This window comes from Bifidobacterium rousetti (genome assembly GCF_008698235.1).
GTDB lineage: Bacteria > Actinomycetota > Actinomycetes > Actinomycetales > Bifidobacteriaceae > Bifidobacterium > Bifidobacterium rousetti.
This window is the reverse complement of record NZ_PEBH01000004.1, coordinates 60,466-87,423: the sequence shown is the minus strand read 5'-3', so window position 1 is coordinate 87,423 and position 26,958 is coordinate 60,466. Positions and strand designations below refer to the sequence as shown.

Sequence of the window (26,958 nt, the reverse complement as noted above, 5' to 3'; positions counted from 1 at the left end):
CCGGATCACGTCTGTTGGGTCATCGCCGCCCGGCGCACCGTTCGGAGCGCGGCGCCGGGAGGCGGGGATGGGGCCGGGACCGTACGCCCCGGCCAATGAGATCAGTCGCCCCAGGCCGGCTTGTAGAAGTCGCCGTTCAGGGCGGCCTCGGCCTTGGCCTTGGCCTCCTCGAAGGTGACTTCGGCGAGTTGGGCGCGCACGTCGTCCAGCGCCACCGGGGTCATGGACAGCGAGTTGACGCCGAGACCGGTCAGCACGACGGCCAGATCCGGATCGGCCGCGGCCTCGCCGCACACGCCGACCGGCATGCCGTGGGCGTTGCCCGCGTCGGCGATCAGCTTGATCGCGCGCAGGACCGCCGGGTGCCATGCGGTCTGGTAGTTGGAGACGGAGCCGAGGATGCGGTCGGCGGCCATCGTGTACTGGGTCAGGTCGTTGGTGCCGATGGAGACGAAGTCGGCGACCTCGGCCACCTTGTCGGCCATCAGGGCGATGGACGGGACCTCGGCCATGACGCCGACCTTCTTCAGGCCGAAGCTCTTGCCGAGCTTGACGAAGTACGCGGCCTCATGCTCGTCGGCGACCATCGGGGCCATGACCCACAGGTCGGCGTCGGTCTGCGCGTCGGCGGCGGCGAGGGCCTTGAGCTGGCCTTCGAGGACCTCCTTGTGCACGCGCAGGGTGCGCAGGCCACGCAGGCCGAGGGCCGGGTTCGGCTCGTCCTCCGGGGTCAGGAACGGCAGCGGCTTGTCGGCGCCGGCGTCCAGCATGCGGATGACGACCTTCTTGCCGGGGAACTGCGCGAGCAGCTCGGTGTAGGCCTTGGTCTGCTCCTCGACGCTCGGCGGCTCGGCGTTGCCGATGAACAGGAACTCGGAGCGGAACAGGCCCACGCCCTCCGCGCCGTACTCGATGGCGGTCTTGCCGTCGGCCGGCTTGCCGAGGTTGGCGAGCAGCGGGACGTGATGGCCGTCCTTGGTGCCGCCGGCCTGACCGCGCAGCTCCTTGGCCCTGGCGGCCTTCGCCTTGGCGTGCTCGGCCTCGTCGATCTGCTCCTCGGTCGGCTCGGTGACGACCTCGCCCTTGGCGGCGTTGACGATCACGGTCTCGCCGTTCTTCAAGTCCTCGGCGCCGGCCGCGGAGACGACCGCGACGATGCCGCGGGCGCGGGCCAGGATCGCGGTGTGGGAGGTCGGACCGCCCTGCGAGGTGACGATCGCAAGGGTCTTCTCAAGGTCCAGCGAGGAGGTGTCGGCGGGGGAAAGATCGTCGGCGACGAGCACGAACGGCTCCTCGGAATCCGGCACACCCGGCGCGGGCACGCCGCGCAGCTCGGCGATGACGCGCTGGCCGACGTCGTGCAGGTCGGCGGCGCGCTCGGCCTGGTAGCCGCCGATCATCCTGAACATCTCCTCGACCTGGGCGAAGCCCTCGAGCACCGCACGCTCACCGGTCTTGCCGCCGTTGACGAGGTTCTGGATGGAGGTGGCGAGCGACGGATCGGAGGCGAACATGGCGATCGCCTCGAGGATCGGAGCGGCCTGCTTGGCGCCTTCATCGCCGTTCTTGGCCTCCTCGGCGCGGCGGTTCAGCTCCGCGTTGACGGTGGCGAGGGCCTTGGTGACGCGATCGTTCTCCACGACCGCGCTGATGGATGCGTCGCGGCGCACGTCCGCCGGCTCCTCCAGCGGCGGGGCCATGCGAATGACCTTGCCGACGGCGACTCCACGTCCGATTCCACTTCCGGTGATAACCATGATCGAGCACTCCTTTATGTCTTATGTCTTGTCCTGACCGGCGGCGCGCGGTTCGTTCCGCGATGCCGGCCAGCGGTGTAATGGCGTGTAATCCATTTACCGACAGTGTCAGTATACACAGAAAAATTATTCCAGCAATACCGGTAATCGTTTTCTGCGTGTCGTGAAAAACTGTGCTATAGTTTCTTTCAGCGCGAGACGTCATCGATAGACGATCGCGCGCGACAACAACATACAGACATAAAGGAGTGCTCCCTATGGCAACTGCAACCCGTTCCACCGTGATCAACGACCCCGTCGGCATCCACGCCCGTCCGGCCGCCGAATTCGCTCAGGCCGTCACCGCCTCCGGCTGCACGGTCACCATCGCCAAGGAGGGCGGCGCCCCCGTTCCGGCCGGCTCCATCCTGTCCATCATGGGCCTGGGCATCAAGCAGGGCGACACCGTCAACCTGACCGTCGAGGGCGACAACGCCGAGGCCGTCGCCGACTCCCTGGTCGAGACCCTGACCAAGGCCGAGTGATCCGGCGCATCTGAACTCTTCGGACGCCACAAGCGCATGGTGACGTCCGATCCTTTCCCCTATTCCAACGTGTTCGCCGCCCGCGCGCTATGATGCTGTGCCGGGCGGCGAATTCGTTTTTCAAGCGGGTTGCACCGGGTTCGCCCGCGGATCACACCACACCGGATATCAATTCCAGAAACGGAAGAGCAGCTTATGGCCAACCGGGCATCGAAGTCCCAGGCATCCATCGTGGAGGTCGCCACGCTGGCGAACGTCTCCACCGCCACGGTGTCGCGCGTGCTCTCCGGCCGGCGGTCCAAGGACGACGAGATCGCGGCGCGCGTGCGCAGGGCCGCCGCCGAACTCCACTACTCCGTCAACTACGCGGCCAGCGCCCTGCGCTCCGACGTGACCAACACGATCGGACTGGTCATCCCCACCGCCTCCGACAACTTCTCCGCCGGGCTCCTCGACGAGCTGGAACCGACCGTCGACGACGACAGCCGCCAGCTCCTGCTCGGCATCGGCGCCGACGAGGCCACGCAGATCGACCGCATCGACGCGCTCTGCTCGCGCAAGGTGGACGGGCTCATCGTCGTCACCTCCGCCGGCGCCGACCTGTCGCAGGTGTTCGACAAGTACGCCGACTCCATCCCGATCGTGCAGGTGGGCGGCCGCCAGCGCTCCTTCCGCACGAACATGGTCTCCATCGACGAGAACACCGCGATGGAGGCGATCATCCGGCATCTGGCCGAACAGGGCGTGCGCTCGGTCGCGTACCTCGCCGGCAAGGAGGTCTCGTTCGAGTCGGCCGAGCTGTTCGCGATGTTCCACACGCAGGTACGCGCCGCCGGACTCACCACCGACAGCGACTGGAACCGATTCGGCGATCGCACGGTCACGCGCGGATTCGACTGCACGATCCGCCTGTTCGGCGAGCGCGGCCACCCCGATGCGGTCGTCTGCGCCGACGACACGATCGCGTTCGGCGTGATGATGGCCCTGCACGCGCTCGGCATGAACGTGCCCGAGGACATCAAGGTCGTCGGCTACAACGACTCCCCCATCGCCTCGGCGTCCCTGCCGACGATGACCTCGGTCCGCCCGCCCTACGCGCAGATCGTCTCCGAGGCCCTGCGACTCATCGAATCCGGCCCCGGCCACCCCTTGCACGTCTCCCTGCCCCCGCAGCTCATCGTGCGCGTCTCCTCCACCAAGCGGTAGGAACCATCTTGGCTCCCCTTGTCAGGGGAGCTGGCCCGCGAAGCGGGTCTGAGGGGTAGTCACAGCGCCGACACGTCTTCAGTCCGCCCCGGTAACCGGTGTGGTGGCCGCGGGACGATGCACGACACACTCAAGGCCGTTCGGCCAAGCCTACGGTCGCGCCTCGCCCCGCGGCCACCACACCTCCTTCCGTGCATATGTTTCCGATTCATTCGTTATTCGTTATTCCTACACGCCCGGGCGGGTGCGGGTGGCTACGTCCTGGAAGCGGAAGTAGTCGGGGCGGTGGCGGGATTGGGTCCATTCGAATTGGACGCCGTGGTCGTCGTAGGTCTGGCCGGTGATGACGGCCAGGCAGTTGTAGCCTTTGAGGTCGAGATAGCGGCGGTCCTGCGCGGTGACCTTCTCCACGGTCATCGTGCGTTTGCTGGTGGTGATGACGATGCCCAGCTCGCCCTCCAGATAGTCGTAGACCGACGCCCGCGCGATGTCCTCGGTCAGCCCCTTGGCGATGTCCGAACGGAAATAGTTGTGGTCGAGGATGAGCGGTTCGCCGTCGAGCAGGCGCAGGCGCAGGATGTAGGTCAGCGACGCGCCCTCCTCGAATCCGGTGCGGGCGGCGAGCTTGGCGTCGGCGATGACGTGGCGGAACTCCAACACCTCGGTCGAAGCCACGCGATGGTTGCGCGCGACGGATTCCTTGAACGACTCGATCCCGCCGACGGTGAACGCGGCCTGCTCGACCGGCTGGTAGATGGTGCGCACGCCACGGCCGTGCATCGACTGCACGTAACCGTCCGAGGCCAGTTGGGCGATCGCGCGGCGCACGGTGTTGCGCGAGCAGTCGTACCGCGCGGCCAGCTCGTTCTCACTGGGTAGCAGCGACTGGTAGGCGTACTCCTCCTGTTCGATCCGCTCCTTCAGATCGCGATAGATGTCGTCGTACTTCGCCTTCGGCATGCGTCGTTCGCCCCCTCCCCAGCAGTCCCATCTCATCACCACTTGTTTAAACGTCTTGTCGATTCTAGTATCCCTCGCCAAGAAAGGCGAGCAACCTTCCGACACTCAAGGACGACCAACCCGCCCCCCTCTGATGGGACGCTGCCGTGAAGCAAACAGCAGGGCTGTTTGTAGGCAGCGTGCGAGCCGACAGGCGAGCCAGCAGAAACGCGCGCACAGCGCGTCCTTAATTGCAGGACGGGCTGTCAGCGACAGCTGACTGGGGGAGAGACGACCGCCCCAACGACACGCCGACCCCGCGTCCCCTCGACACGCGGATTGACTTGTTCAAACAAGTTACTTATACTTGTTCAAACAAGTTGAGGTGTGATTCACGGCGAATCACCCCGACCCACAAACGACAACGGCAAGCAACGAAGCACCCCCCGCGGGGGTCAGGTCAAGGAGAGACATATGGGCAAGTACGAGGGCGACGCCAGGCGCCTGCTCGATCTGGTGGGAGGAACCGCCAACATCAAGGCCGTCACGCACTGCATGACCCGCATGAGGTTCGTGCTCGTCGACCCGAAGCAGGCCGACGAACCCGCCATCGAGGAGATCGTCTCGGTCAAGGGCATCTTCACCCAGGCCGGCCAGTTCCAGGTCATCATCGGCAACGACGTGGCCGAGTTCTACAAGGACTTCACCGCCGTCTCCGGCATCGAGGGCGTGAGCAAGGACGAGGCCAAGGCCGCCGCCAAGTCGAACCAAAACGTCGCGCAGAAGATCATGGGCACGCTCGGCGAGATCTTCGCCCCGATCATTCCCGCCCTGATCTGCGGCGGTCTGATCCTCGGCTTCCGCAACGTGATCGGCGAGATCAACTTCTTCACCGACTCCGGCGCGTTCGACCTCGCGAACGGCACCAAGTCCCTCGCGGACATCTCCCAGTTCTGGGCCGGCACCTACAGCTTCCTGTGGCTCATCGGCGAGGCCGTGTTCCACATGCTCCCGGTCGGCATCTGCTGGTCCATCACCCGCAAGATGGGCACCACGCAAATCCTCGGCATCGTGCTGGGCCTGACGCTCGTCTCCCCGCAGCTGCTCAACGGCTTCTCCGTGGCCTCCACGCCCGCCAAGGACATCCCGGTGTGGGACTTCGGCTTCACCAAGGTGCAGATGATCGGCTATCAGGGTCAGGTCATCGCCGCGATGATGGCCGCGTTCGTGCTCGTCTACCTCGAACGCTTCTTCCGCAAGCACTGCCCCGAGGTCGTCAGCATGATCGTCGTGCCGCTGTGCTCGCTGCTGCCCGCCGTCGTCATCGCGCACACCATCGTCGGCCCGATCGGCTGGAAGATCGGCGACTGGATCGCCTCCGCCGTCTACGCCGGCCTCTTCTCCCCCGTCCGCGTCCTGTTCGCCGCCGTCTTCGGCCTGCTCTACGCGCCCGTCGTCATGACCGGCCTGCACCACATGACCAACGCCATCGACACCCAGCTCGTCACCCAGTACGGCGGCACCGCGCTGTGGCCGATGATCGCCCTGTCCAACATCGCGCAGGGTTCCGCCGTGGTCGGCATGGCCGTGCTGCAGAAGAAGAACGAGCGCGCCCAGCAGGTCAACGTCCCCGCCCTCATCTCCTGCTACCTCGGCGTCACCGAGCCGGCCCTGTTCGGCGTGAACCTGAAGTACCGCTTCCCGCTCATCTGCGGCATGATCGGCTCCGCCTCCGCCGCGATGATCTCCGTCGGACTCGGCGTCGAGGCCACGTCGATCGGCGTCGGCGGCCTGCCGGGCATCCTGTCCATCAAACCGCAGTTCTGGGGCGTCTTCCTGCTCGCGATGCTCACCGCCGTGGTCGTGCCGTTCGTGCTCACTGTCGCCGTGGGACGCAGGAAGCTCACCGCCGTCGACCGCTTCGGCAAGGAGCACGCGGTCGCCGCCACGGCCGAGCCGGTCGCCGTCTCCGGCACCACCGTCGCGTCCGTCGCGCCCGTTGACACCACCCCGGCTCCGACCGCCGAGAAGACCGCCGACCAGAACGCCGCCGACCAGAACGCCGCCCCGACCGAACTCACCGCGATCCTCGATGGCACCGTCCTCCCGATCGATCAGGCGCCCGACGACGTCTTCTCGAAGAAGATCGTCGGCGACGGCGTGGCCTTCGAACCCACCGGCACCACCGTGGTCGCCCCGGCCGACGCCACCGTCTCCGTGGTCATGGCCGACACCGGCCACGCCTGCGGACTGAAGCTCGCCAACGGCCTCGAACTGCTCATCCACGTGGGCGTCGACACCGTCTCGATGGGCGGCGACGGCTTCCGGCTGCATGTCAAGGCCGGCGACGCGGTCCGTCGCGGCGATCCGCTGATCACCTTCGACCCAGCCAAGATCAAGGCCGCGGGCCATCCGACCACCACGATGCTCGTCGTCACCGGCGAAGGCGACGCCGAGAACGTGACCATGCACTCCGGATTCACGGCCGTCGCCGGCGAAACCCCGGTCATCACCTGGAAGTGAGGACACCATGACGTTCACCACCGATTTCCACAAGGCCACCGTCTACCAGATCTACCCGAAGTCGTTCGCCGACTCGAACGGCGACGGACTGGGCGATCTCAGGGGCGTGATCGGCAAGCTCGACTACATCGCCGACCTCGGCGCGGACTACATCTGGTCGACCCCGTTCTTCGTCTCCCCGCAGAACGACAACGGCTACGACGTCGCCGACTACTACGACGTCGACCCGGCGTACGGCACGATGGCCGACGTCGAGGAGCTCATCGCCGAAGCCGGCAAGCGCGGCATCGGCCTCATGTTCGACATGGTCTTCAACCATGTGTCCACCGAGCACGAGTGGTTCCGCAAGGCGATGGCCGGCGACCCGCACTACAAGAAGTTCTTCTACTTCCGCAAGGGCAAGGGCCCGGGCGTGCCGCCGACGAACTGGGAGAGCAAGTTCGGCGGCCCCGCGTGGGCGTACGTGCCCGAGTTCGACGAGTGGTACCTGCACCTGTTCGACCCCACGCAGGCCGACCTCGACTGGGAGAACCCGGACGTGCGCCACGAGGTCCAGAAGATCGTGCGATTCTGGATGGGCAAGGGCGTGCGCGGCTTCCGCTTCGACGTCATCAACCTGATCAGCAAGGCCGCGTTCGAGGATGATCCGGACGGCGACGGCCGCCGCTTCTACACCGACGGCCCGCGCGTCCACGAATACCTGCGCGAGCTCAACGAGGCGACGTTCGGCACCGATCCGGGCATCATCACCGTCGGCGAGATGTCCTCCACGTCGATGGAGCAGTGCTATCGGTACGCCGGCGCCGACACCCACGAGTTGAGCATGGTGTTCAGCTTCCACCATCTCAAGGTCGACTTCATGGGCAACGAGAAGTGGGTGCTGGTGCCGCCGGACTTCGCCAGGCTCAAGCGCATCGTCTTCGACTGGCAGACCAACATGGCCGCGCATAACGCATGGAACGCGGTGTTCTGGTGCAACCACGACCAGCCGCGCGTGGTCTCACGCTTCGGCGACGAGGGCCGCTACTGGAAGGAGTCGGCCAAGATGCTCGCCACGGTGATGCACTGCCTGCGCGGCACGCCGTACGTCTATCAGGGCGAGGAACTGGGCATGACGAACGCCGACTACACGTCGATCGACCAGTTCCGCGACGTGGAGAGCCTCAACCACTACGAGATCCTCCAGCGCAAGGGCCTGAAGGCCGATGACGCGCTGCGCATCATCCAGGTGCATTCGCGCGACAACTCCCGCACGCCGATGCAGTGGGACGACTCGCAGTACGCCGGATTCATGCCGTCGTCGCCGGCTTCGGCCTCGGCCTCGCATCACGCCGCGGCCGAACCGTGGCTGGCCGTGAACGCGAACCGCGATCACATCAACGCCGCCGCGGAGCTCGCCGACCCGGATTCGATCTACCACTACTACCAGCGACTCATCGCCCTGCGCAAGGAACTGGACGTGATCGCCTTCGGCGACGTCGAACCGCTGGCCGTGGATCACCCGGACGTGTTCGCCTACCGCCGGCGCTGGCAGGGTCACGAGCTGATCATGGTCGCCAACTTCCACGGTCACGACACCGAATGGACCGGCGTCGAAGTCCCCGATCTCGACGGTTTCGAGCGCATCCTCGGCAACTACGCCGACGCCCCACGCGCCGGAGCCGCGGACGGCGCCTCAAACCTGCGCCCTTACGAGACGTCCGTCTGGTACCGCTGAGTCGGACCCTCCCGCCACTCGGCGAACGTCAACCGTTTGCCGTGCGCTGAACGGCGCAATCATGTGGTCTTCAACACAGGAACCGTGTGATTGCGCGCTTAATCCCGCACCCATCCCGCCCCAACTTGTCACAACGCGCGCATCAACCGCCTGCCGTGCGCGTTGTGACAAGAATCCGTGTCACAACGCGCGAAAAACACCCCGATTCTCGTCTTGTGACACGGATCCTCGGGCCCGAACCCACGAACACAAGAATCACACAACCACAAAAGCCCGGAATTCCGCCATTCCTGAGATCTTGTGTCAATCCCGGACGGATTCATTACCCTCAAAATTTGCCACAACACGCGAAAACCCTTCAAATCGTCGCGTTGTGACGATTCACCGATCGGGCGATCCGCTCGTTTCCGCCCGGCGCAGGCGCTCCTCCAGGTAATGGATGTAATGGATCTGCTGTTCGATGAGCAGATCACGCGGGTCAGAGGGCACGGCCGCGACCTCGGCATCAGATCGAATGACCGCATCTCTGCCGCCAGCACTGTCCGTACCGGAGATCACATCGTCCGCGCTTTCCGCCGGATCATGCGATGTCTTACGCGGGCGTCCTGCGGGCAAGGCGGGCACCCGCGCCTCGGCACGCCACCTCGCGAACGCACGCTCGATACGCTTATAACCGATCAACTTCGGATCCAACCCCGCCTCGCGAAACAAATCCACCGGATGCTCGCCCGCACGATACCGGCGAACGCAATCCCGACGAAACCAATCCGCATACACGATCCTCGTCGACGACGCCCCAGCCACCGCCGGCAACGACCGCAAATACGCCACCAGCTCCCCGGAAAACGCAACCACAACACCACCCCCGCAACGCAAAAGCCACAACGCCCCAAACAGGAAAAGGGTTCCGACCATCCCCTACAGGGGGACGACCGGAACCCTATCCGTCTCATGCCATGGGATATCGACCGTTCAGCAGAGGATGCTCGTTGTCATGAGAGGAAACACCCACGAAAACGAACACCTCTCACAGAGACGACGTCCCGGTCAGCGACTCACTGGGCCTTGAACGCGATGCCCTCGTCACGCCACTTGTGCATCAGGACCACACCACGCTCGTTAGCCGAAGTGGTCAGCAGGTGATCACCGTTGCCCGGGTTGTACAGGCGGTGCACATCGGTCTTCGCACCATCCGGCACATAGAACGCGATGCCCTCGTCGCGCCAACCGGCCTCGATCAGCACGTCACGCTCCTTGGCGGAAGTCGTGAACAGGTGCTTGGCACCCGGATTGTACACACGGTACACCGGAGTGCCCTTGTCCGAGGACATGCGGAACGCCACACCCTCATCACGCCAACCGGCGGAGCGCAACACCGACTGCTCGGTCGCACTGGCCGTGTAGAAGTGCTCGCCCGACCACGGGTTGTAGAAGCGCTCCACATCAACGATCGTCGCCGACGGAACGGTCGTACCGCCGTTGTTGTTGCCGTTGTTGCCGGAACCACCGTTGTTGCCGCCATTATCACCGCCGTTACCGCCGGTGGAGTTCTTCTGCCACTGGGCATACAGCGTGAAGTCCTCGGTCACCGGGGAAGCGAAGTCGTAATCGTTCGCACCCTCCGGATCGGAGGTCCAACCCGTGAACGTGTACCCGGCACGGGTCGGAGCCTCGGGCTCCGTCGCCTTTTCGCCGGCCTTCACCGTCTGAGACGCGACAGCAGAACCGCCACGCGAATCAAACGTCACCTTGAAGGTCTGCGGCTTCGGAGCCGGATTCTTCCACTCATAGGCGAAGTTCAGCTGGTCGGTGGGCTTGCCGGCGGCGTCGAAGTAGGACACGTGCGCCTGACCGTCCTGCACGATGACCTGCACCGTGGCGGAGTTCTTGCCATCCACCGCGGACACGTCCTTGGCGTCATCGGAGCCGGACACGCCGGCAGCGGTCACCTTGAACGTGTACCAGCCGGCCGGCACGTTGGCGAAGTTCAGCGTGACAGGATAATCATCCGTGGTCCACTCGGCGTCCTTGTCCAGTGTCAGCGTCGCCACATGGGTCTTGGAATCATACTTCACGCCATTCTGCTCAAAGTTTGGAAGATCGACGTTTCCCTGCACCTTCTCCACATAGAACATGAACTGCTCGTTCTCATGGAAGACACCGGGGTTGATGGCAATCTTGCCATTCACCGTGGTGGCGGTCGCGGCACCTTGCTTCTCAACCGTCCACGGATAGTCCTTGTACTTGCCGTCCTGCACGGCCACGTAACCCTTGGCAAGCTCCTGATCGGTCGGCTTCACGTTGAAGTGGCCGCCCGAGATCGACACAACGCCCTTGGCGGAGCGATCAGAAACGGTCTGTTCCTTGGAGGAGAAGAATCCGCCGGTCACGTTGATGGTGCCGGCCTCGGCCTTCAGGGCATAGCCGTCAGTGCTCTTGAACTCGCCCGACTCGATGGTGGTCGTGCCGGTCTCGTTCACGATGGCGGAACCACTCTTCGGGGTCACGGCACCGGTCTGGAGTTTCGGATCGCCGTTTCCCTCGCGCTTGATAGTCAGGTTGCCCTTGTTGGTGATGGTGCCGGACACGGTGGAATACCACAGGTCAACCACGGAGATTTGCTTAGCCTTAAGAGTGGCAGACCCGTTCAGGTCGCCGATCAGCGTGATGTTGGTCTTGCTGTCGGAGGCATCGGCGCTGTCAAACGCGGAGCCGAGCTTCTCGTAGGCGGAACCGGTCTTCGTGTTCACAGCCGTGAAACCACTGAAGCTAAGAATCGGATCCAACACGTTTTCGAACGTGTTGCTCTTGAACTTCGCGATCTTGTTATTCCCGGAGTAACCGCCGACCTGGAACATGCCGTAATGCGCGTTCTTCACCGTGTTGCCGGTGAATTCGACCTGGCTGGCCCCGGCGACGCCGGCGAATTCAGCCCTGCCGCTGTCCGCGGCACCGTCGAACGTGTTGTTCTTGACGGTGATGGTGCTGCTGCCGCTATTGGCAATCAGGAATTGGCTCGGGGCAACCTTGGTGGCTTCTTCAGACGGCTTGGTCACGTTGACCGTGTTGCCTTCAATACGCACGTTCTTCAGCCGGTTGTTATCGCTGTAGCCGATGAGGTTGACGGCGACATTGCTGTTGATATCCTGGGCCTGATTGCCTCGGCCGTTGGCGTCGTTGAGGCGACCGAGGTTGAACGTGTTGTTCCTGATGGCGATGTTCTCCACGTTCGCAAACACGGCCACGGCGTTGACCTGCCACTCAAAGCCCCTGTACAGCGCGCTCGGGGAGTTGAACGTGTTGTTTTCGACGGTCACGTCCGACACGCCCTGAAGCTGGAGTGAATTGACTTGTATCCTCTCCAACGGATTCGGCGTGTTTTCCGGACGGTTGAACGTGATGCCCTTGACCGTCGAGCCCTTCGCGCTGGCGGCGAGGTAGAGTTTGCCGGAATACACGGCACCCGGCGCGGCGGTGATGGTCAGCTTCTTCTTCACCGTGAGGTTCTCGGACACATTACCGGTCAGGGTAATGGTGTCACCGGCCTTGGCGTCATCGATGGCCTTCTGCCACTTGGCGTCAGCGGCGGCCTTCGTCTGCGTCAAGGACGCCTGCGGAACCGGAGCGTCAGGAGTATCCTGAGCATTGGCAGCTGGCACTATTGCCAAGGAACTTAATGTGCATGCGGCCGCAATAATCGCTATCAAGCGACGGCCCGACGGATGATTCTCTCTCATCCTGTACCACCTTCATTGAAGTAGATGTTATATGAAGTACAGGCTCAAACCCCCAGCCCTTAGATACATCGATACCCCCCCCCGAGACGTTCCGCCCATAAAACGAAACACATGTCACCCATCGGACAAACAGAAGCCCGACACCCACACACTCTTCCCGCCCGGCAAGCCGCCACGGCATCCATCCGCCAACACCCCCTCGCCAGCACCCAACCCCAAGAGAGAATCCCGCCACCATCTGACACACATCTCTCGCCAACACCAAGCCAGCGGGACATCTCCGTCACCATGTCACGCACGGCTCTCACTGACACCCCACCCAGTGAGACACACACGCCACCACCCGGCATACGTCTCTCACCGACACCGCACCAGCGAGACATGTCCGTCACTACCCGACGCCCACATCCCGTCAACACCCAGTTCAGTGAGACGTTTCCGCCACCATCCGTCCCCCGTCTCCCGCTATCCTCGCCCGAGCAAGACATTCCCGTCACCAACCCGCACTCGCATCTCGCCGACGCCCTGTCCAACGAGAGAAACCCGTCACCAACCCCACACACACCGCTCACTGGCGCCGTCCCAGAGAGACATTCCCGTCACCAACCCGCACGCGTCTCTCACCAGAGCCGAGACATCGAGCGTTCCCTGACACCATCTGACCTATTTCATCGAATAATGAGAACCGTGCCACCCATTGAGCGCCGACGCCGGCGCCCCACACATGACAGTCGAGCATACACAGCCCGTACAAACGCTCTCGTTGTCAAAAGTGTGAAATCACTACACTTTTAACATGTTAAAAGTGTTCGATGGATACACTTTTGACAACAACACACAGGCGGACTGTCCCACACCTGCAGCACCGCACTCAGAACACTCAGAACATCAGCGCGCAGAACAGCGCCTCGAAGACCAGCACGGGGTTTCCGTTGCCCATGAGACGTCTGCGCGCGACCGCGACCTCGTCGAGTCGCGCCACGGCGGCGGCGCGCGGCATGCGCGAGGCCAGTTCCATGATCGCCGTACGGTTCTCCAGATTGATCAAACCGACCGAGCCCTCCGCACCGTTCTGGATCACGGCCACGTCGCGGTAGATCGAGGCGATCGAGTTCAGCGCGCGGTCGAGCACGTCGCGGCTGCGGCGCGTGGCACGGCGCTTCACCTCGTCCTTCTTGGAGATCGCGTTGTACGCGCCGCGCAGTTTCGGCGGGATGCGATCGTCGGCCCCGAGTCCGTTGACCCGGCGGAAGTTCGCCTCCTCGCGCGCGACCTGACGCGCCGCATCAACCTCGGCCTGCGCCTTCGCGTTCGCGTTCAGCGATCCGGCGAGCAACACGGCCTGCGACGCCTTACGCAGCCCGAGCACGCCGACGATCAGCTCGTCGCGGTCGGTCATGACCCGCTCGTCGGTGGCGTACAGTTTCGCGATGCCGATGTGCCCTTCGGAAAGCCGCGCCGCACGCCTCGCGATCTTCGGTTCCGCGCCGACGCTCTCCTCCAGATACTTCGCGACCGACTCCGCCCCCGGCACGGCGAGGTTCACGATGCGCGTGCGCGAGCGGATGGTCGGCAGCACGTCCTGCGCGCTCGGGGCGCACAGCAGCCAGATGCAGTGTTCGGCCGGCTCCTCGATCTCCTTCAGCAGCACGTTCGTGGTGCGTTCGAGCATGCGGTCGACGTCCTCGATGATGATGATCCGCCACGGCGCGGTGCTCGGCATCTGCTCGGACACGCCGATCAGCTCGCGCACCTCGTCGATGCCGATCGTCACCTTGTCGGTGGCGAGCACGCTCACGTCCGGGTGCGTCCCGGCGAGCACCTGCCTGGTCACCTTGGTCGGTTCGTCGCCCATGCCGTGATCGGGGCTTTCCAGCGCGGCCGCGAACGCGCGCGCCATGTTCGACCGTCCCGATCCGGGAGGACCGCAGATCAGCCACGACTGCGCGATCTGCCTCGGCTCGCCCGCCGCGATGGCCTTCAGTTGTTCGACGACCGGCCGTTGGCCGACGATCGCATCCCACACGCTCATGCCGACTCCCCGCCGTTCTCGCCGTCGCGCCGTTCGCGCAGCAGCAGTCCGTCAATATCCGTCCGGATGGTCGCCCACACCTCGTCGATGGATCGCGATGCGTCGATCACGCGGAATCGCTCCGGCTCGCCTGCGGCCAGATCGAGGAACGCCTGTCGTGTGCGATTCTGGAACTCGTTGCCGGCCGATTCCATGCGATCGGCAGCGTGGGTCAGCCGCAAGTGCGACAGCGACGGGTCCATGTCAAGCAGATACGTGCGCACCGGCAGCAGACCGTCCGTCGCCCACATGCTCAACTCCCGGATTTCGGCGGCGGTCAGCTCGCGTCCGCCCGCCTGATACGCCAGCGACGAGTCGAGATACCGGTCGGTGATGACGACCTCGCCGCGTTCGAGCGCCGGTCGGATCGTCTCGGCGACATGCTGCGCGCGATCGGCGGCGAACAGCAGCGCCTCCGCGCGCGGCGCGATGTCGGCGGCTTGACCGGAATCGCCATCATCCACCCCATGCAACAGCAGCCGCCGGATGGCCCGCCCCAATGCGGTGCCACCCGGCTCGCGGGTCACGACCACGCCCAGTCCGCGCGATTCCAGATACGCGCGCAGCCGTTCGACCTGCGTGGTCTTGCCCACGCCGTCGACGCCCTCGAATGAGATGAACAGTCCAGCCATGGCTTCCACCATAACTGCTGCCTGCGATTCCCCGGCGTCCGTCCCTTATTCGCGGCGACCTCGCGACTACTTCGCGGCGCGCTTGGGCTTGGCGGCGACGACCGCGGGACGCACGTAGCCCTCGTTCGCGGTGAGCCAGTCGATGTCGCTCTTCACGGTGGAAGAGGTGGAGCCGATCTTCTCGGCGATGCGCGTGTTGGCCCAGCCCTTGTCGGCGAGCTTCCTGACCTCGGCGCGGCGCTCGGCGCGCTTCGCCTCGACGGCGCTCACCTTCGGCGCGGCCTTGGTGGCCTTGGCCGAAGCCTTGGCCTTCGACCCCGCGGCGCCCGATCGCCCGCCGCGCCCGCGCTTGGGCGCCGGGCCCATCGCGCGCTTCTCGGCGAGGATGCGGTACGCGTCCGCCGGCTCGATCGTCGCCGGATCGTACTGGCGTGGCAACGTGCGGTTGGTCTCGCCGTCGGTCAGGTACAGGCCGAATCGGCCTTCCTTGATGACGACCGGCTTGCCGGACTCCGGGTCGTTGCCGAGCGCGCGGATCGGCGGCTTGGCGGCGCCGCGACCGCGACCGCGGTACTTCGGCTGCGCGAACAGATCCTTCGCCTGATCGATGGTGACGGTGAAGATCTCGTCCTCGGAGTTGAGCGAGCGGGTCTCGGTGGAGCCGTCCGCCTTCGTCTTGGTCAGGTACGGGCCGTAGCGGCCGTTGTTCGCGATGACGTGCGATTCGGTGATCTCGCCGGTCTCGGCGTTCGTCTCCTCGTAGGAGCCGACCTCGCGCGGCAGACGCAGCAGCTTCAACGCGTCCTCGAGCGTGATCGACTCGGGGCTCATCGTCTTGAACAGGCTCGCCATCTTCGGTTTCGGCGCGGCCGGCTGCTTCTTCGATCCACGCTTGGCGCCGGTGGTTTCGGCGGCCGCAGAAGACGTCCCAGTACCCTCGCCGGCGCCGGCCTCGGCCGGCGGAATCAGCGCCACATACGGCCCGAACCGCCCGTTGCGCACCTCGACCGTGCCTCCCGTCACCGGATCGACGCCCAACTCGCGAGGGCCCCCGGAATGGTTCTCGATCAGATCGTGCGCCACGGCGACGGTGAGCTCGTCCGGCGCGATCGTGTCGGGCAGGGACGCGCGCTTCGGGTTGCCTTCGGCGTCCAGATGCTGCATGTCCTCGAGGTACGGGCCGTAGCGGCCGACGCGCACATGCAGCCCGTCGCCGATCTCGATCGTGTTGATCGCGCGCGCGTCGATGTCGCCGAGCTGCGCGACCTGCTGCTGCAGGCCCTCGTGCGCCTCGTCGGCCGACTGCGCGGCGCCGCGTCCGGAACCAAAGTAAAAGCGGGTGAGCCAGTCGCGTCCGGTCTCCTTGCCGTGCGCGATCTGGTCGAGGCCGTTCTCCATCTCGGCGGTGAACTGGTAGTCGACGAGCTTCGGGAAGTTCTTCTCGAGCAGTTTGACGACGGCGAACGCCAGCCACGACGGGATCAGCGCGCGGCCGCGCTCGTACACGTATCCGCGGTCGATGATCGTGGAGATGATCGACGCGTAGGTCGACGGACGGCCGATCTCCTTGGCCTCCAGCGTCTTGACCAGCGACGCCTCGGTGTATCGCGCCGGCGGCTGGGTCTCGTGGCCGGCCGCCTCGACCGCGGACGCGCCGAGCCGCTGCCCCTCGCTCATCGGCGGCAGGGAGGCGTTCTCATCGGCCGACTTGGCCTTGCCGGCGCCGTTCTCGCCGTCGTCCTTCGCTTTATCAGACGCCTTATCAGACGACGAAGCCCCACGACGCCCCTCGCCGGTCGCCTTCATGAATCCCAGGAACTCGATGACCGTGCCGGACGCCTGGAACGCGGCCTCGCCGTGCTCCCCCGCCGGGGCGGTGAGCTTGACGGTCGCGGTCGAACCGGTGGCGTCGGCCATCTGCGAGGCGAGCGTGCGCTGCCAGATCAGCGTGTACAGCTTCAGCTGGTCGCTCGGCACCTTGGTCGCCAGCTCGTCCGGGTCGTGGAAGTGCGCGCCGGCCGGGCGGATGCACTCGTGGGCCTCCTGCGCGCCGGCGGTCTTGGTCGCGTACTGCTTGGGCGCGTCGGAGAGGTATCGCTCGCCGAAGTGGGTCGTGACGCTTTCGCGCGCGGCCGCGATGGCCTCCTGCGACAGCGTCACCGAATCGGTACGCATATACGTGATATAGCCGTTCTCGTACAGGCCCTGCGCGGCGCGCATCGTGGCGCGCGAGCTCATGCCGAGACGGTTGCCGGCGGTCTGCTGGAGGGTCGACGTGGTGAACGGCGGCAGCGGGCGGCGGCGGTACGGCTTCGATTCCATCGACGTGACGGTGAACGCCGCGTCGCGCAGCGTCAGGGCGATCGCCTGCGCGCTCGCCCCGTCGAGCTGGCGCACACCGGCGGCCTCGCCGTCCGCGGTGAGCCGTCCGTCGGCGCCGAAATCCTTCGAACCGGCCAGACGACGCCCGTCCAGTCCGGTCATGCGCGCGTCGAACGACACGGGCGCGCCTTCCGCACCCGGCGCGGACAGCGTCGCGGTCACATCCCAGTAGGGGGCGCGCACGAACGCCATGCGCTCACGCTCACGCTCGACGATCAGCCTTGTCGCGACCGACTGCACGCGGCCCGCGGACAGGCCCGGTCCGACCTTGCGCCACAGCACCGGCGACAGCTCGTAGCCGTAGAGCCGGTCGAGGATGCGTCGCGTCTCCTGCGCGTCGACCATGTCGGCGTCGACGTCGCGCGTCTGGGTGAGCGACTGGCGGATCGCGTTCTTGGTGATCTCGTGGAAGACCATGCGCTTGACCGGCACCTTGGGCTTCAGCGTCTCGACCAGATGCCACGCGATGGCCTCGCCCTCGCGGTCCTCATCGGTGGCGAGGTAGAGCTCGTCGGCCTTCTTCAACGCGGATTTGAGTTCGGAGACCGTCTTCTTCTTGTTCGCGTCGACGATGTAATAGGGTTTGAAGCCGTCGTCGACGTCAACGCCGAACTTGCCGAACTTCGCCTTCTCGTCGGCGGGCACCTGACTCGGCTGCGCGAGATCGCGGATGTGGCCCACCGACGCCATCACCGTGTACCCATCCCCCAGATAGCCGCTGATCTTATGCGCCTTGGTGGGAGACTCCACGATCACCAGCTTGGTGCCATTTGCCATGATCTCTCCTTGTTCTTCTTCCACTGTGCAGTCATCATACTCACGCCGTATGGCCAGAGGCCCCGGAACGGCGCTTCGACGGGGCAGATGCGGCCGGCGGCGCCGGCGGGGCGCCGACCAGACCGAGCCGGCTCAGGGGCGCGGCGGTGATCTGCCGCATCATCAGCGCAAGGCCGAACACCAGCACGACCACGGCGGTGACGAGGATCACGGTCGCCGCCACCGAGCTGGACCGCGCCCACGTCGCGCTCATCGTCAGTCCCGGCACGATCTGCCAGACGACGTACGCACCGTACAGGATCGCCATGATCGCGGCGGTCAGGGACACGCTGGAGACGATCTGCACGCCCGCGGAGGATCGCCGCGATCCGGTCCGGTCCATGCCGGAGACGCGCGTGAACGCGAGGACGATCATCGCGACACCACCGGTCAGCAGCGTCGCCATCACGATGTCGGAGGGACGATGCCAGCTACCGTGGATGATGGACAGCCCGACGAACGCGCTCCACGTCATGCCGACGAGCGCGGCGACCCACCGCCAGCCGCGCGACACGGCGAACAGCAGGGCGATCGACGCGGCGACGGCGAACGTCATGTGTCCGGACGGCGCGGACGGGCCGTCGACGATCACGGTGTGGATGATGAACGGACGCGGCAGCACGCGCTTGAGGAACGTGAGCGCGAAGCACACGAGCCCGAACACGGCGAGCTGGCCGATGAGCCACCAGCGGCGTCGCACGGCCGCGATGAGCACCGCGACGGCCGCGAGCGCCGACGATCCGGCGATCACGGCCACATGGGTGCCGAGGTCCAGCAGCACGCCGACCGCGGCGGGCATCGTGTTGGCGAACGAGGTCTCGGCCAGGTCGTCGAACGACTGCCCTGCCTCGGTGAAGACGGCGAGCCACCACACGCCGAACGCGGCGGCGGCGAGCGCGATGCCGAGCAGGACGCACAGCACGCGGCTGGAGATGCGCGGGCGGCGGGCCAGCGGGTCGTCGTCGACGAAGGAGGATGCCCGGGAGGCGCCACGGGAGGCGCCGCCCCGGCCGCCCGCCGGCGCGGGCGAGGACGGCGAGACGGCGGCGCCCATCGCCGCGGTCAGGTCCATCGTGTTCGTGTTCTCCAGATCCGCCACGTCGGACAGGGACGTCGGCGCCGGGGGCGCGGCCGGCACGGGGATGTCCAACGGCTCGAAGTCGCGCACCAGATCGGACGGCGCTTGGGGGTCGCGGATCACGGGACCGGCCTGTCCCGCGGTATCCGAAGGCTTGTGTTCGTCGGTCATGCCATACACAGTAACGCACGCACGGTAACGAGGCCGGGGAGAAGACCTGAGGGAAAATAGAAAACCCCCACGCACCCGTCAGAGGCCGCTTACCCTTGCTGCATTCCTGCCCTGGGGGGATTGGGCGACGTAGCGCCGCGTGGAGGCTTTGTCTACTATACACCATGCGTCGACCGGCGCGTCTCGTTCCCAAAATCTCATTTACGTTGGCTTCGGCTCCCCTTGTCAGGGGAGCTGGCCCGCGAAGCGGGACTGAGGGGTAGTCAATGTGCTTACAAATGTACAAGCGCAGGATCCATCTACATCCCAGCATCATTCCAGCCCCATTCCAGCCGCTCACCAGCCGCTCACCAGCCACCTTCCAGACACCACCGGAATTTGTGAGGATTTCACGGAAAAACCCTTGACTCCCCGCCTTTCCAAGCGAAACCCAAGTCGCTTGTTCAAGGCGTGTGGTTACGGTGGAGGGTATGGTTTCACACTCTCGTAACGTACGGAAGCATGCCCGGAGGGCGGCTCAAGGCAGGTCGGTGCGCGGATCGGATCGCACGCCTGCGGCCCGCCACTACCGCGGCGGCAACCATCGTGCCAAGGGCGGGAACGGCCCGAGGATGAGGGGTCGCAGCCGTCATCTCATCCTCAAATGGGCGCTCGGTCTGATCGCCGCGGGACTCGCGGCCGGCATCGGACTGTTCACCTACCTGTACGTCACCACGGAGATCCCGCAGCCGGAGAAGATCGCGATGGCGTCGAACACCACCGTCTACTTCAACGACGGCACCACCGAAATGGGCACCTTCTCCGACCAGAACCGCGAGATCATCGACTGCGCGGTGCTGCCCGACTACGTGGGCAACGCGATCGTGGCCTCGGAGAACCGCAGCTTCTACACCGACCGCGGCATCGACCTGCAGGGCATCGCCCGCGCGCTGGTGAACAACGTCACCAAGGGCACGCGCCAAGGCGGCTCGACGATCACCCAGCAGTACGCGGAGCGCTATTACCTGGGCGAGACGACCTCGTACACTGGCAAGCTGCACGAGGCGATCCTCGCGCTGAAGATCGCGCAGAGCCAGGACAAGGCCCAGGTGCTGTGCAACTACATGAACACGATCTACCTCGGCCGCGGCTCGTACGGCATCCAGGCGGCCGCGCAGGCGTACTTCAACAAGGACGCGAAGGACCTGACCGTCTCCGAGGCGGCGATGCTGGCCGGCATCATCCCGGCGCCGTCCACATGGGACCCGGCGCAGAGCCCGAAGATGGCCGAGCAGCGCTTCCACCGCGTGATCTCGATCATGAAGGAGGACGGCTACATCACCTCGCAGGAGGCCTCCTCCGCCGCGATGCCGACCACCGTCGAGAACAAGCAGCAGGACATGTACAAGGGCCCGAACGGCTATCTGCTGCAGATGGTGCGCGACGAGCTGGTCAACAGCAAGGCATTCACCAAGGACGACCTCGACACCGGCGGCTACAAGATCGTCACCACGATCGACAAGTCCAAGCAGGACCTCATGCAGCAGGTCGTCAGCCCCGCGAGCAACGGCATGCAGGGCGTCGTACCCGACGGCATGCAGTTTGGCGCGATGAGCGCGAACCCGAAGGACGGTTCGATCATCGCCCTGTACGCGGGCGACGACTACCTCACCAAGCAGCTCAACAACGCCACGCAGGCCCAGTACGAGGTCGGCTCCACGATGAAGCCGTTCGCGCTGATGGGCGCGGTGCAGTCGAAGGTCAGTCTCAACACGATCTTCAACGGCAACTCGAAGCGCACGTTCCCCGGCATCGCGGGCACGGTGAGCAACGTCGACGGCGAGAACCTCGGCTACATCAACCTGTACAAGGCCACCGCGCAGTCGTCGAACACCGTGTTCATGGACCTGCAGACCAAGCTCGGCACGAAGAAGATCGCGCAGATCGCGCGCGAGGCCGGCGTGCAGAGCACGTCGCTCGACGGCTCCGAGCCGTACACCGTGCTCGGCAACAACGCGCTGACCGTCAAGGACATGACGTGGGCGTACTCCACGCTCGCGAACCAGGGCAACAAGCCGACGCTGCACATCGTCGCCAGCGTCAAGGACACCGACAACAAGGACCTCTACAAGGCGCCGACCTCGACCACGAAGGTGTTCGAGGCGAACGACGCGAACCTCGTGACCAAGGCGCTCACGGGCGTGGTCCAGTCGGGCACCGCCACCGAGGCGCGGTCGATCGGCCACACGATCGCCGGCAAGTCGGGCACGTCGAACAACTCGTACGCGGCGAGCTTCGTCGGCTACACGCCGTCCGTCGTCTCCACGTTCGCGATGTGGTATCCGGACGCGAACGGCAACCCGCAGGAGATCCCGCGATTCGGGCGATGGACCGGCCGCTCCGACTACCCGATCCACCTGTTCACCCAGTACATGAAGCAGGCGCTGGCCGGCACCGCGAACGAGACGTTCCCGACCGCGAAGGACAACGGCAAGGTGGGCGGCTCCGACGGCACGTGGGGCACCGGCTCGAGCTCCTCGAGCAAGTACTACGGCTCCTCGTCGTCCGGTTCGTCCGACTCCGAGGGTGACACGCAGGACGGGTCCACCGACTCCGCGCAGTCCGGGCAGACCGGCGAAAACGGCGCGGGCGGCGGTTCCGGCAGCGGTACGGGCAACGGCACCGGCTCGGGATCGAACGGCTCCGGGACGGGCACGGGAGGCACGACCGGCGGCACGGGTTCCGGCAACGGCACGCAGTGCACGACCAACCCGAACGCCGAAGGCTGCACCGGCTCCGGCGGGTCCGGGGACACGCCGTCCGATGAGCCGTCGAACGACGGCGACGGCCCGCAGATCGACCCGGCCCCGAACCCGGAATACGGTCCCGGACTGATGGGATAAACAATGGAACACGAGGAAGGGCCTCGCATGGAAACCAATCCATGCGAGGCCCTTCCTTCTCGGCTCCCCTTGTCAGACGAGCCGGCCCGCGAAGCGGGACTGAGGGGTAGTCCCCCAGTCAGATCAACGCTGCTCGGAGCGGTTCACGCGGTTGATGCCGGAGATGATCGCCTTGAGCGCGCTGGTCGTGATCGACGAGTCGATGCCGACGCCCCAGATGATCTCGGCGTCCGCGTCGGAGCCGACCTGGCACTCCACGTAGGAGGCGGCCATCGCGTCGGTGCCCACGGACATCGTGTGCTCCACGTAGTCCATGACCGACGCCTCGATGCCGAGCTTTGCGATCGCGTTGAGGAACGCGGCGATCGGGCCGTTGCCCACGCCGGAGACCTCGCGCTCGCGAGGCTCGTCGACGCCGACGTTCACGCCGCGGTCGAGCACGCGCGCCTTGAGCACGGTGTCGGAACCGTCCTCGCCGGAGGAGACCGACACCTTGAGCAGCTTCAGACGGCCCCACGGGGCGAGCGTCGCATCGTGCGTGTCGCCGACGACCACGCCGGCGGCGGTCATGCCCGACTGCTCGACCGGCAGGTACTCGTCCTTGAACAGACGCCAGATGTCCTCGTCCTTGACTTCCTTCTTCGTGTCATCGGCGTACTTCTGGACGACCTTGTCGAACTCCACCTGCAGGCGCTTCGGCAGGTCGAGGTTGTGGTTCGTCTTGAGCAGGTAGGCCATGCCGCCCTTGCCGGACTGGGAGTTGACGCGGATGATCGCCTCGTACGTACGGCCGATGTCCTTCGGATCGATCGGCAGGTAGGGCACGAGCCAGACGAACTTGTCGAGGTCGGCGCCGGCGCGGTCGGCGGCCACCTGACGGGCCTCGAGGCCCTTCTTGATGGCGTCCTGATGCGAACCGGAGAACGCGGTGAACACGAAGTTGCCCGCGTACGGGTGACGCTCGGAGATCTTGATCTGGTTGCAGTACTCGACGGTCTTGCGGATCTCCGGCACGTCGGACAGGTCGAGCTGCGGGTCGACGCCCTGCGTGAGCAGGTTCAGGCCCAGCGTGACGAGGTCGACGTTGCCGGTACGCTCGCCGTTGCCGAGCAGGCAGCCCTCGACGCGGTCGGCGCCGGCCAGCACGGCCAGCTCGGTGGCGGCCACGCCCATGCCCTCGTCGTTGTGCGGGTGCAGGGAGAGCACCACGGAGTCGCGGTCGTCGAGGTTGTTGGAGACGTACTCCACCTCGTCGGCGAACACGTTCGGCGTGGTCATCTCGACCGTGGCCGGCAGGTTGATGATCATCGGGTGCTCGGGGGTCGGCTTGATGACGCCGATCACCGCGTTGCACACCTCGACCGCGTATTCCGGCTCGGTGCCGGTGAAGGACTCCGGGGAGTACTCGTAGTACAGGTCGATGCCCTCGGCCTCGCCCTCGAGGTGCTTGCACAGCTCGGCGGCGTCGGTGGCGAGCTTCTTGATCTCCTCCTTGTTCTTGCGGAACACGACCTCGCGCTGCAGCACGGAGACGGAGTTGTAGAAGTGCACGATCGCGCGCTTGGCGCCCTTCAGGGCCTCGTAGGTGCGGCGGATCAGATGCTCGCGGCACTGGGTGAGCACGACGATGGTCACGTCGTCCGGGATGAGTTCACGCTCGATGAGCATGCGGATGAAGTCGAAATCGGTCTCCGAGGCGGACGGGAAGCCCACCTCGATCTCCTTGAATCCCATGGAGACCAGAAGGTTCCAGAAACGCAGCTTGCGCTCGGAGTCCATCGGGTTGACGAGCGCCTGGTTGCCGTCACGCAGGTCGACGGAGCACCAGCGCGGCGCGCGCTGCAGCTTCTTGCCCGGCCAAGTGCGCTGCGGGTAGTCGAACGGCACCTGCTTGTCGTAGGCGACGTACTTGGTGTACGGCATCTTGCTCGGCTTCTGCGGGTCGCCGATGAATCGCGCCGGAGGCAGCAGCGGGTCGTTGTTCCCTCCGTTGGATGCCGCGGCGACCGCGGCGAGATCGAACACCGATGATTGATCCTGACCCATCGTTCCTCCTTTGCTTGGTACTTGGTATCCGGCCGTTTTCCCGGCCATCCGACAGTATCATTCGTTTACGCACACGTAACATGCGTAATCCCCCATCCTACCGAGGACGCGTCCCAACGCCCCGCCGCGTCCACTATGTTGCGATTGAGATCGCCGTTTCGCGCGATTTCGCCCGTAATGTCGCGCATCTCACAGTATCGCGGCGTCGCCCCGCTCCTCTCGTGCGCCCTGCTCGGCGCCTCGCTCGGGCGACTCGCGTACCATGGGAGCCATGACACTGCGATTCCGCGAGGACGGCACCTTCCGCGTGCTGCAGATGGCCGACATCCAGGACAAGCCGGAGGTCGACCCCGATACTATCCATCTGATCCGCGAGGCGATCCGCAAGGCCGATCCCGATCTGGTGGTGCTGACCGGCGATCAGATCCGCGGCTACGATCCCGCCTACATCGACACCTTCCTGCGCCGCCGCGGCGAGCAGCCCGGCGCGCGCGTCCGTCTCGTCACCGAGCTCGAGGCGAAGCTGCGCGGCGTCAAACGCCGTATCGCCGAACGCCGCAATCCCGACGTCGACCCGGTCGACGACATCGTCACGCCCGACGACCTGATGGACGAGACGCGCGCCAAGGTGCGCCGCACGTTCGCCGCGTTCCTCGGGCCCGTCGTCGACGCCGGCGTGCCGTTCGCCGCGACGTACGGCAACCACGACTTCCAGTGCGGCATCCTCGCCGAGGAGCAGGACGACCTCTACCGCGAGCTGCCCGGATGCCTCAATCCCGAGGCGCCCGCGTCCGACGATCCCGACGCGCCCCGCCCCGACCCGCTCGCGTTCGAGCCCGGCACGTTCGCCCTTCCGGTCGAATCGTCCGACGGCTCCGGCCACATCGCGATGAGCGTGATGATGGTCAATTCGGGCGATTACGCAGACAAGAACACCCCCGCCGAACGCGACGCGCAGTACCCGCTCTACGCGACGAACCCGCGTGGCCTCGATCTGGCCGACTCCGACGGCTACGGCACCCCCTCCCCCGAGGCGATCGCATGGCTGGGCGACGTGCAGCGCGAGCTGGCCTCGCGCAACGGCGACGGCAGGCCCGTGCCCGCGATCGCGTTCCAGCACATCCCGCCGCAGGAGTTCTACGACGTGTTGAAGGAGGTGCCGGCGTGGACGCCGAACGCGGTGGAGGGTTCGCGCACCTTCGCCGGCCGCTGCTTCGTGCTCGATGAGTCGAAGTGCCGTCCTGGCTCGCGTCTCGGCGAGGGCATCGGCTGCGCCGACGAGAACGTGGGCGAGGTCGACGCGATGCGCGAGGCCGGCGGCTACTTCGCGCTGTTCTGCGGACACGACCACAAGAACTCGTTCGTCGGACACGACGACGGCATCGATCTGGGCTACGCGCCCACCTGCGGGTTCGAGTGCTACGGCCCGAAGTCGCGTCTGCGCGGCATCCGCCTGTTCGAGTTCCATGAGGACCATCCGTCCACGTACACCACGCGCATGCTCACGTGGGGCGAACTGGTCGGCCGCTACTCGCACGACGAGCTGCGCGTCTGGTTCGAGGACCACTGCGTCACCGACGGCGTCAGCGCCCGCGACCAGATGCGCCGCCCCGCCGTCTTCGCCACCACCGCGACCCTCGCCGGCCTTCTCCTCTACGCCGTCACCATCCCCCTGCGCCGCCTCCTGTTCCGCCGCTGAGACGGCCCGATTCCGGGATCGGCCCGCTACCGGAACAGGCTCACCCCGCGACGGGCCACGCAGTAGGCGTTGCCGAGCCAGGTGTGACGCGAGTTCGGCCACACGGCGCCGAGCCGCGGCGCGTTCTGACTCATCCAGATGCTCGGCACGCGGCCGTCCGCCGAACGCGATCCGAGCAGGTTGAACCCGTTCTTCTCCAGCAGCCATTCGGGGTGCTGCGTGGCGATCGCCAGCCCCTCCTCCAATGTGAGCGGCATGCGCTCGTCGGAGTCGATGAGCTTGCGCGCAACGTCCGGCTCGCGGTTGATGTAGCAGGTGCCGGTGTGCGGTTCGACGACGAGGTAGAACGGCCCCTCCGGCGGTTCGAACCCGTCCTGCGGCAGGAAGCTGGCGATGTCGCGCGGCGGCATCGTCGTGAATCCGGCCATGCGGTTGATGGAGGTTCGGGCGATCAGCGACTCGGGAGAGACGAGCTCGCGCGTCGGCACCAGCAGTATGTCCGCGCCGAGATCGGAGTGTTCGAGCGCCTCGATCAGCGGACGCGCGAGGGAGCGGAACGCGGCGGCGCTCATATCCGCCACATCCGGGTATCCCAACGCCACGATCCGATCGAGCTGGTTCTTCGCTTCTTCCGATGCAATCGACATGCTTACAGCCTACCGCCGTGCCGGGAACCAGCGAACCAGTCACCATGCGGGCAAACGGGGGCGGACGCGCCGGCCGTTCCGTAGACTTGACGGTTACGTCACGTTGTATCCACCCATCTATTCCAAGAGGT

General features: G+C 65.7%; 16 protein-coding genes and 1 other RNA gene. 6 read left to right on the top strand and 11 right to left on the bottom strand.

From position 1 onward, the window contains the following. Positions 1–101: 101 nt before the first annotated feature. On the bottom strand, positions 102–1,757 hold the full coding sequence (gene ptsP, locus CSQ85_RS06045; protein ID WP_150383307.1) for a phosphoenolpyruvate--protein phosphotransferase: 1,656 nt from the start codon (positions 1,755–1,757) through the stop codon (positions 102–104). A gap of 257 nt (positions 1,758–2,014) precedes the next feature. Here ptsP and CSQ85_RS06040 point away from each other — a divergent pair, with 257 nt between their 5' ends. After that, entirely contained in the window at positions 2,015–2,281 is a 267-nt protein-coding gene (locus tag CSQ85_RS06040; RefSeq protein ID WP_150383306.1) for an HPr family phosphocarrier protein, read from the top strand. Between the two features lie 195 nt (positions 2,282–2,476). Next, entirely contained in the window at positions 2,477–3,487 is a 1,011-nt protein-coding gene (locus CSQ85_RS06035) for a LacI family DNA-binding transcriptional regulator (protein ID WP_150383305.1), read from the top strand. 228 nt (positions 3,488–3,715) lie between these two features. On the opposite strand, the gene treR is transcribed toward CSQ85_RS06035, so the two are convergent. After that, the gene (gene treR, locus CSQ85_RS06030) at positions 3,716–4,447 is read right to left on the bottom strand and encodes a trehalose operon repressor (protein ID WP_150383304.1); all 732 of its coding nucleotides are present in this window, start codon (positions 4,445–4,447) and stop codon (positions 3,716–3,718) included. 453 nt (positions 4,448–4,900) lie between these two features. Between treR and treP the strand changes: the two genes are divergently transcribed. Next, positions 4,901–6,949 carry a PTS system trehalose-specific EIIBC component gene (treP, locus tag CSQ85_RS06025; RefSeq protein ID WP_150383303.1) on the top strand — a complete coding sequence of 683 codons (2,049 nt, stop codon included), beginning with the start codon at positions 4,901–4,903 and terminating at the stop codon, positions 6,947–6,949. A 7-nt stretch (positions 6,950–6,956) separates the two neighbouring features. Next, positions 6,957–8,666, top strand: coding sequence for an alpha,alpha-phosphotrehalase (gene treC, locus CSQ85_RS06020; RefSeq protein ID WP_150383302.1), 1,710 nt, complete (start codon positions 6,957–6,959; stop codon positions 8,664–8,666). Between the two features lie 381 nt (positions 8,667–9,047). On the opposite strand, the gene CSQ85_RS06015 is transcribed toward treC, so the two are convergent. From CSQ85_RS06015 to ffs, 7 genes are all read right to left on the bottom strand, one after another. After that, on the bottom strand, positions 9,048–9,581 hold the full coding sequence (locus CSQ85_RS06015; RefSeq protein WP_150383301.1) for a hypothetical protein: 534 nt from the start codon (positions 9,579–9,581) through the stop codon (positions 9,048–9,050). 140 nt (positions 9,582–9,721) lie between these two features. Then, positions 9,722–12,271: an InlB B-repeat-containing protein gene (locus tag CSQ85_RS06010; RefSeq protein ID WP_190972919.1), complete on the bottom strand. Its 2,550-nt coding sequence runs from the start codon at positions 12,269–12,271 to the stop codon at positions 9,722–9,724. A 1,012-nt stretch (positions 12,272–13,283) separates the two neighbouring features. Beyond that, positions 13,284–14,435: a DNA polymerase III subunit delta' gene (locus CSQ85_RS06005; protein ID WP_150383299.1), complete on the bottom strand. Its 1,152-nt coding sequence runs from the start codon at positions 14,433–14,435 to the stop codon at positions 13,284–13,286. Next, complete coding sequence (gene tmk, locus CSQ85_RS06000) at positions 14,432–15,106, bottom strand: dTMP kinase (protein ID WP_150383298.1); 675 nt, start codon at positions 15,104–15,106, stop codon at positions 14,432–14,434. The genes CSQ85_RS06005 and tmk overlap by 4 nt, the downstream gene beginning before the upstream one ends. A gap of 66 nt (positions 15,107–15,172) precedes the next feature. After that, positions 15,173–18,265, bottom strand: a complete 3,093-nt coding sequence (gene topA / locus CSQ85_RS05995) for a type I DNA topoisomerase (RefSeq protein ID WP_150383297.1) — start codon at positions 18,263–18,265, stop codon at positions 15,173–15,175. A gap of 40 nt (positions 18,266–18,305) precedes the next feature. Then, positions 18,306–19,553 carry a phosphatase PAP2 family protein gene (locus tag CSQ85_RS05990; protein ID WP_150383296.1) on the bottom strand — a complete coding sequence of 416 codons (1,248 nt, stop codon included), beginning with the start codon at positions 19,551–19,553 and terminating at the stop codon, positions 18,306–18,308. Positions 19,554–19,608: 55 nt separating this feature from the next. Further along, positions 19,609–19,705: signal recognition particle sRNA small type (ffs, locus tag CSQ85_RS05985), an RNA gene on the bottom strand. A 318-nt stretch (positions 19,706–20,023) separates the two neighbouring features. On the opposite strand from ffs, the gene CSQ85_RS05980 reads away from it, so the two are divergent. Further along, entirely contained in the window at positions 20,024–22,435 is a 2,412-nt protein-coding gene (locus tag CSQ85_RS05980) for a transglycosylase domain-containing protein (RefSeq protein ID WP_150383295.1), read from the top strand. A 123-nt stretch (positions 22,436–22,558) separates the two neighbouring features. On the opposite strand, the gene leuA is transcribed toward CSQ85_RS05980, so the two are convergent. After that, complete coding sequence (gene leuA / locus CSQ85_RS05975) at positions 22,559–24,481, bottom strand: 2-isopropylmalate synthase (protein ID WP_150383294.1); 1,923 nt, start codon at positions 24,479–24,481, stop codon at positions 22,559–22,561. A gap of 271 nt (positions 24,482–24,752) precedes the next feature. Here leuA and CSQ85_RS05970 point away from each other — a divergent pair, with 271 nt between their 5' ends. Beyond that, entirely contained in the window at positions 24,753–26,180 is a 1,428-nt protein-coding gene (locus CSQ85_RS05970; protein WP_190972918.1) for a metallophosphoesterase family protein, read from the top strand. A 26-nt stretch (positions 26,181–26,206) separates the two neighbouring features. On the opposite strand, the gene CSQ85_RS05965 is transcribed toward CSQ85_RS05970, so the two are convergent. Next, a complete protein-coding gene (locus CSQ85_RS05965; protein ID WP_107041905.1) occupies positions 26,207–26,827 on the bottom strand; it encodes a DUF5701 family protein in 621 nt (206 codons plus the stop codon). Between the last annotated feature and the right edge of the window lie 131 nt (positions 26,828–26,958).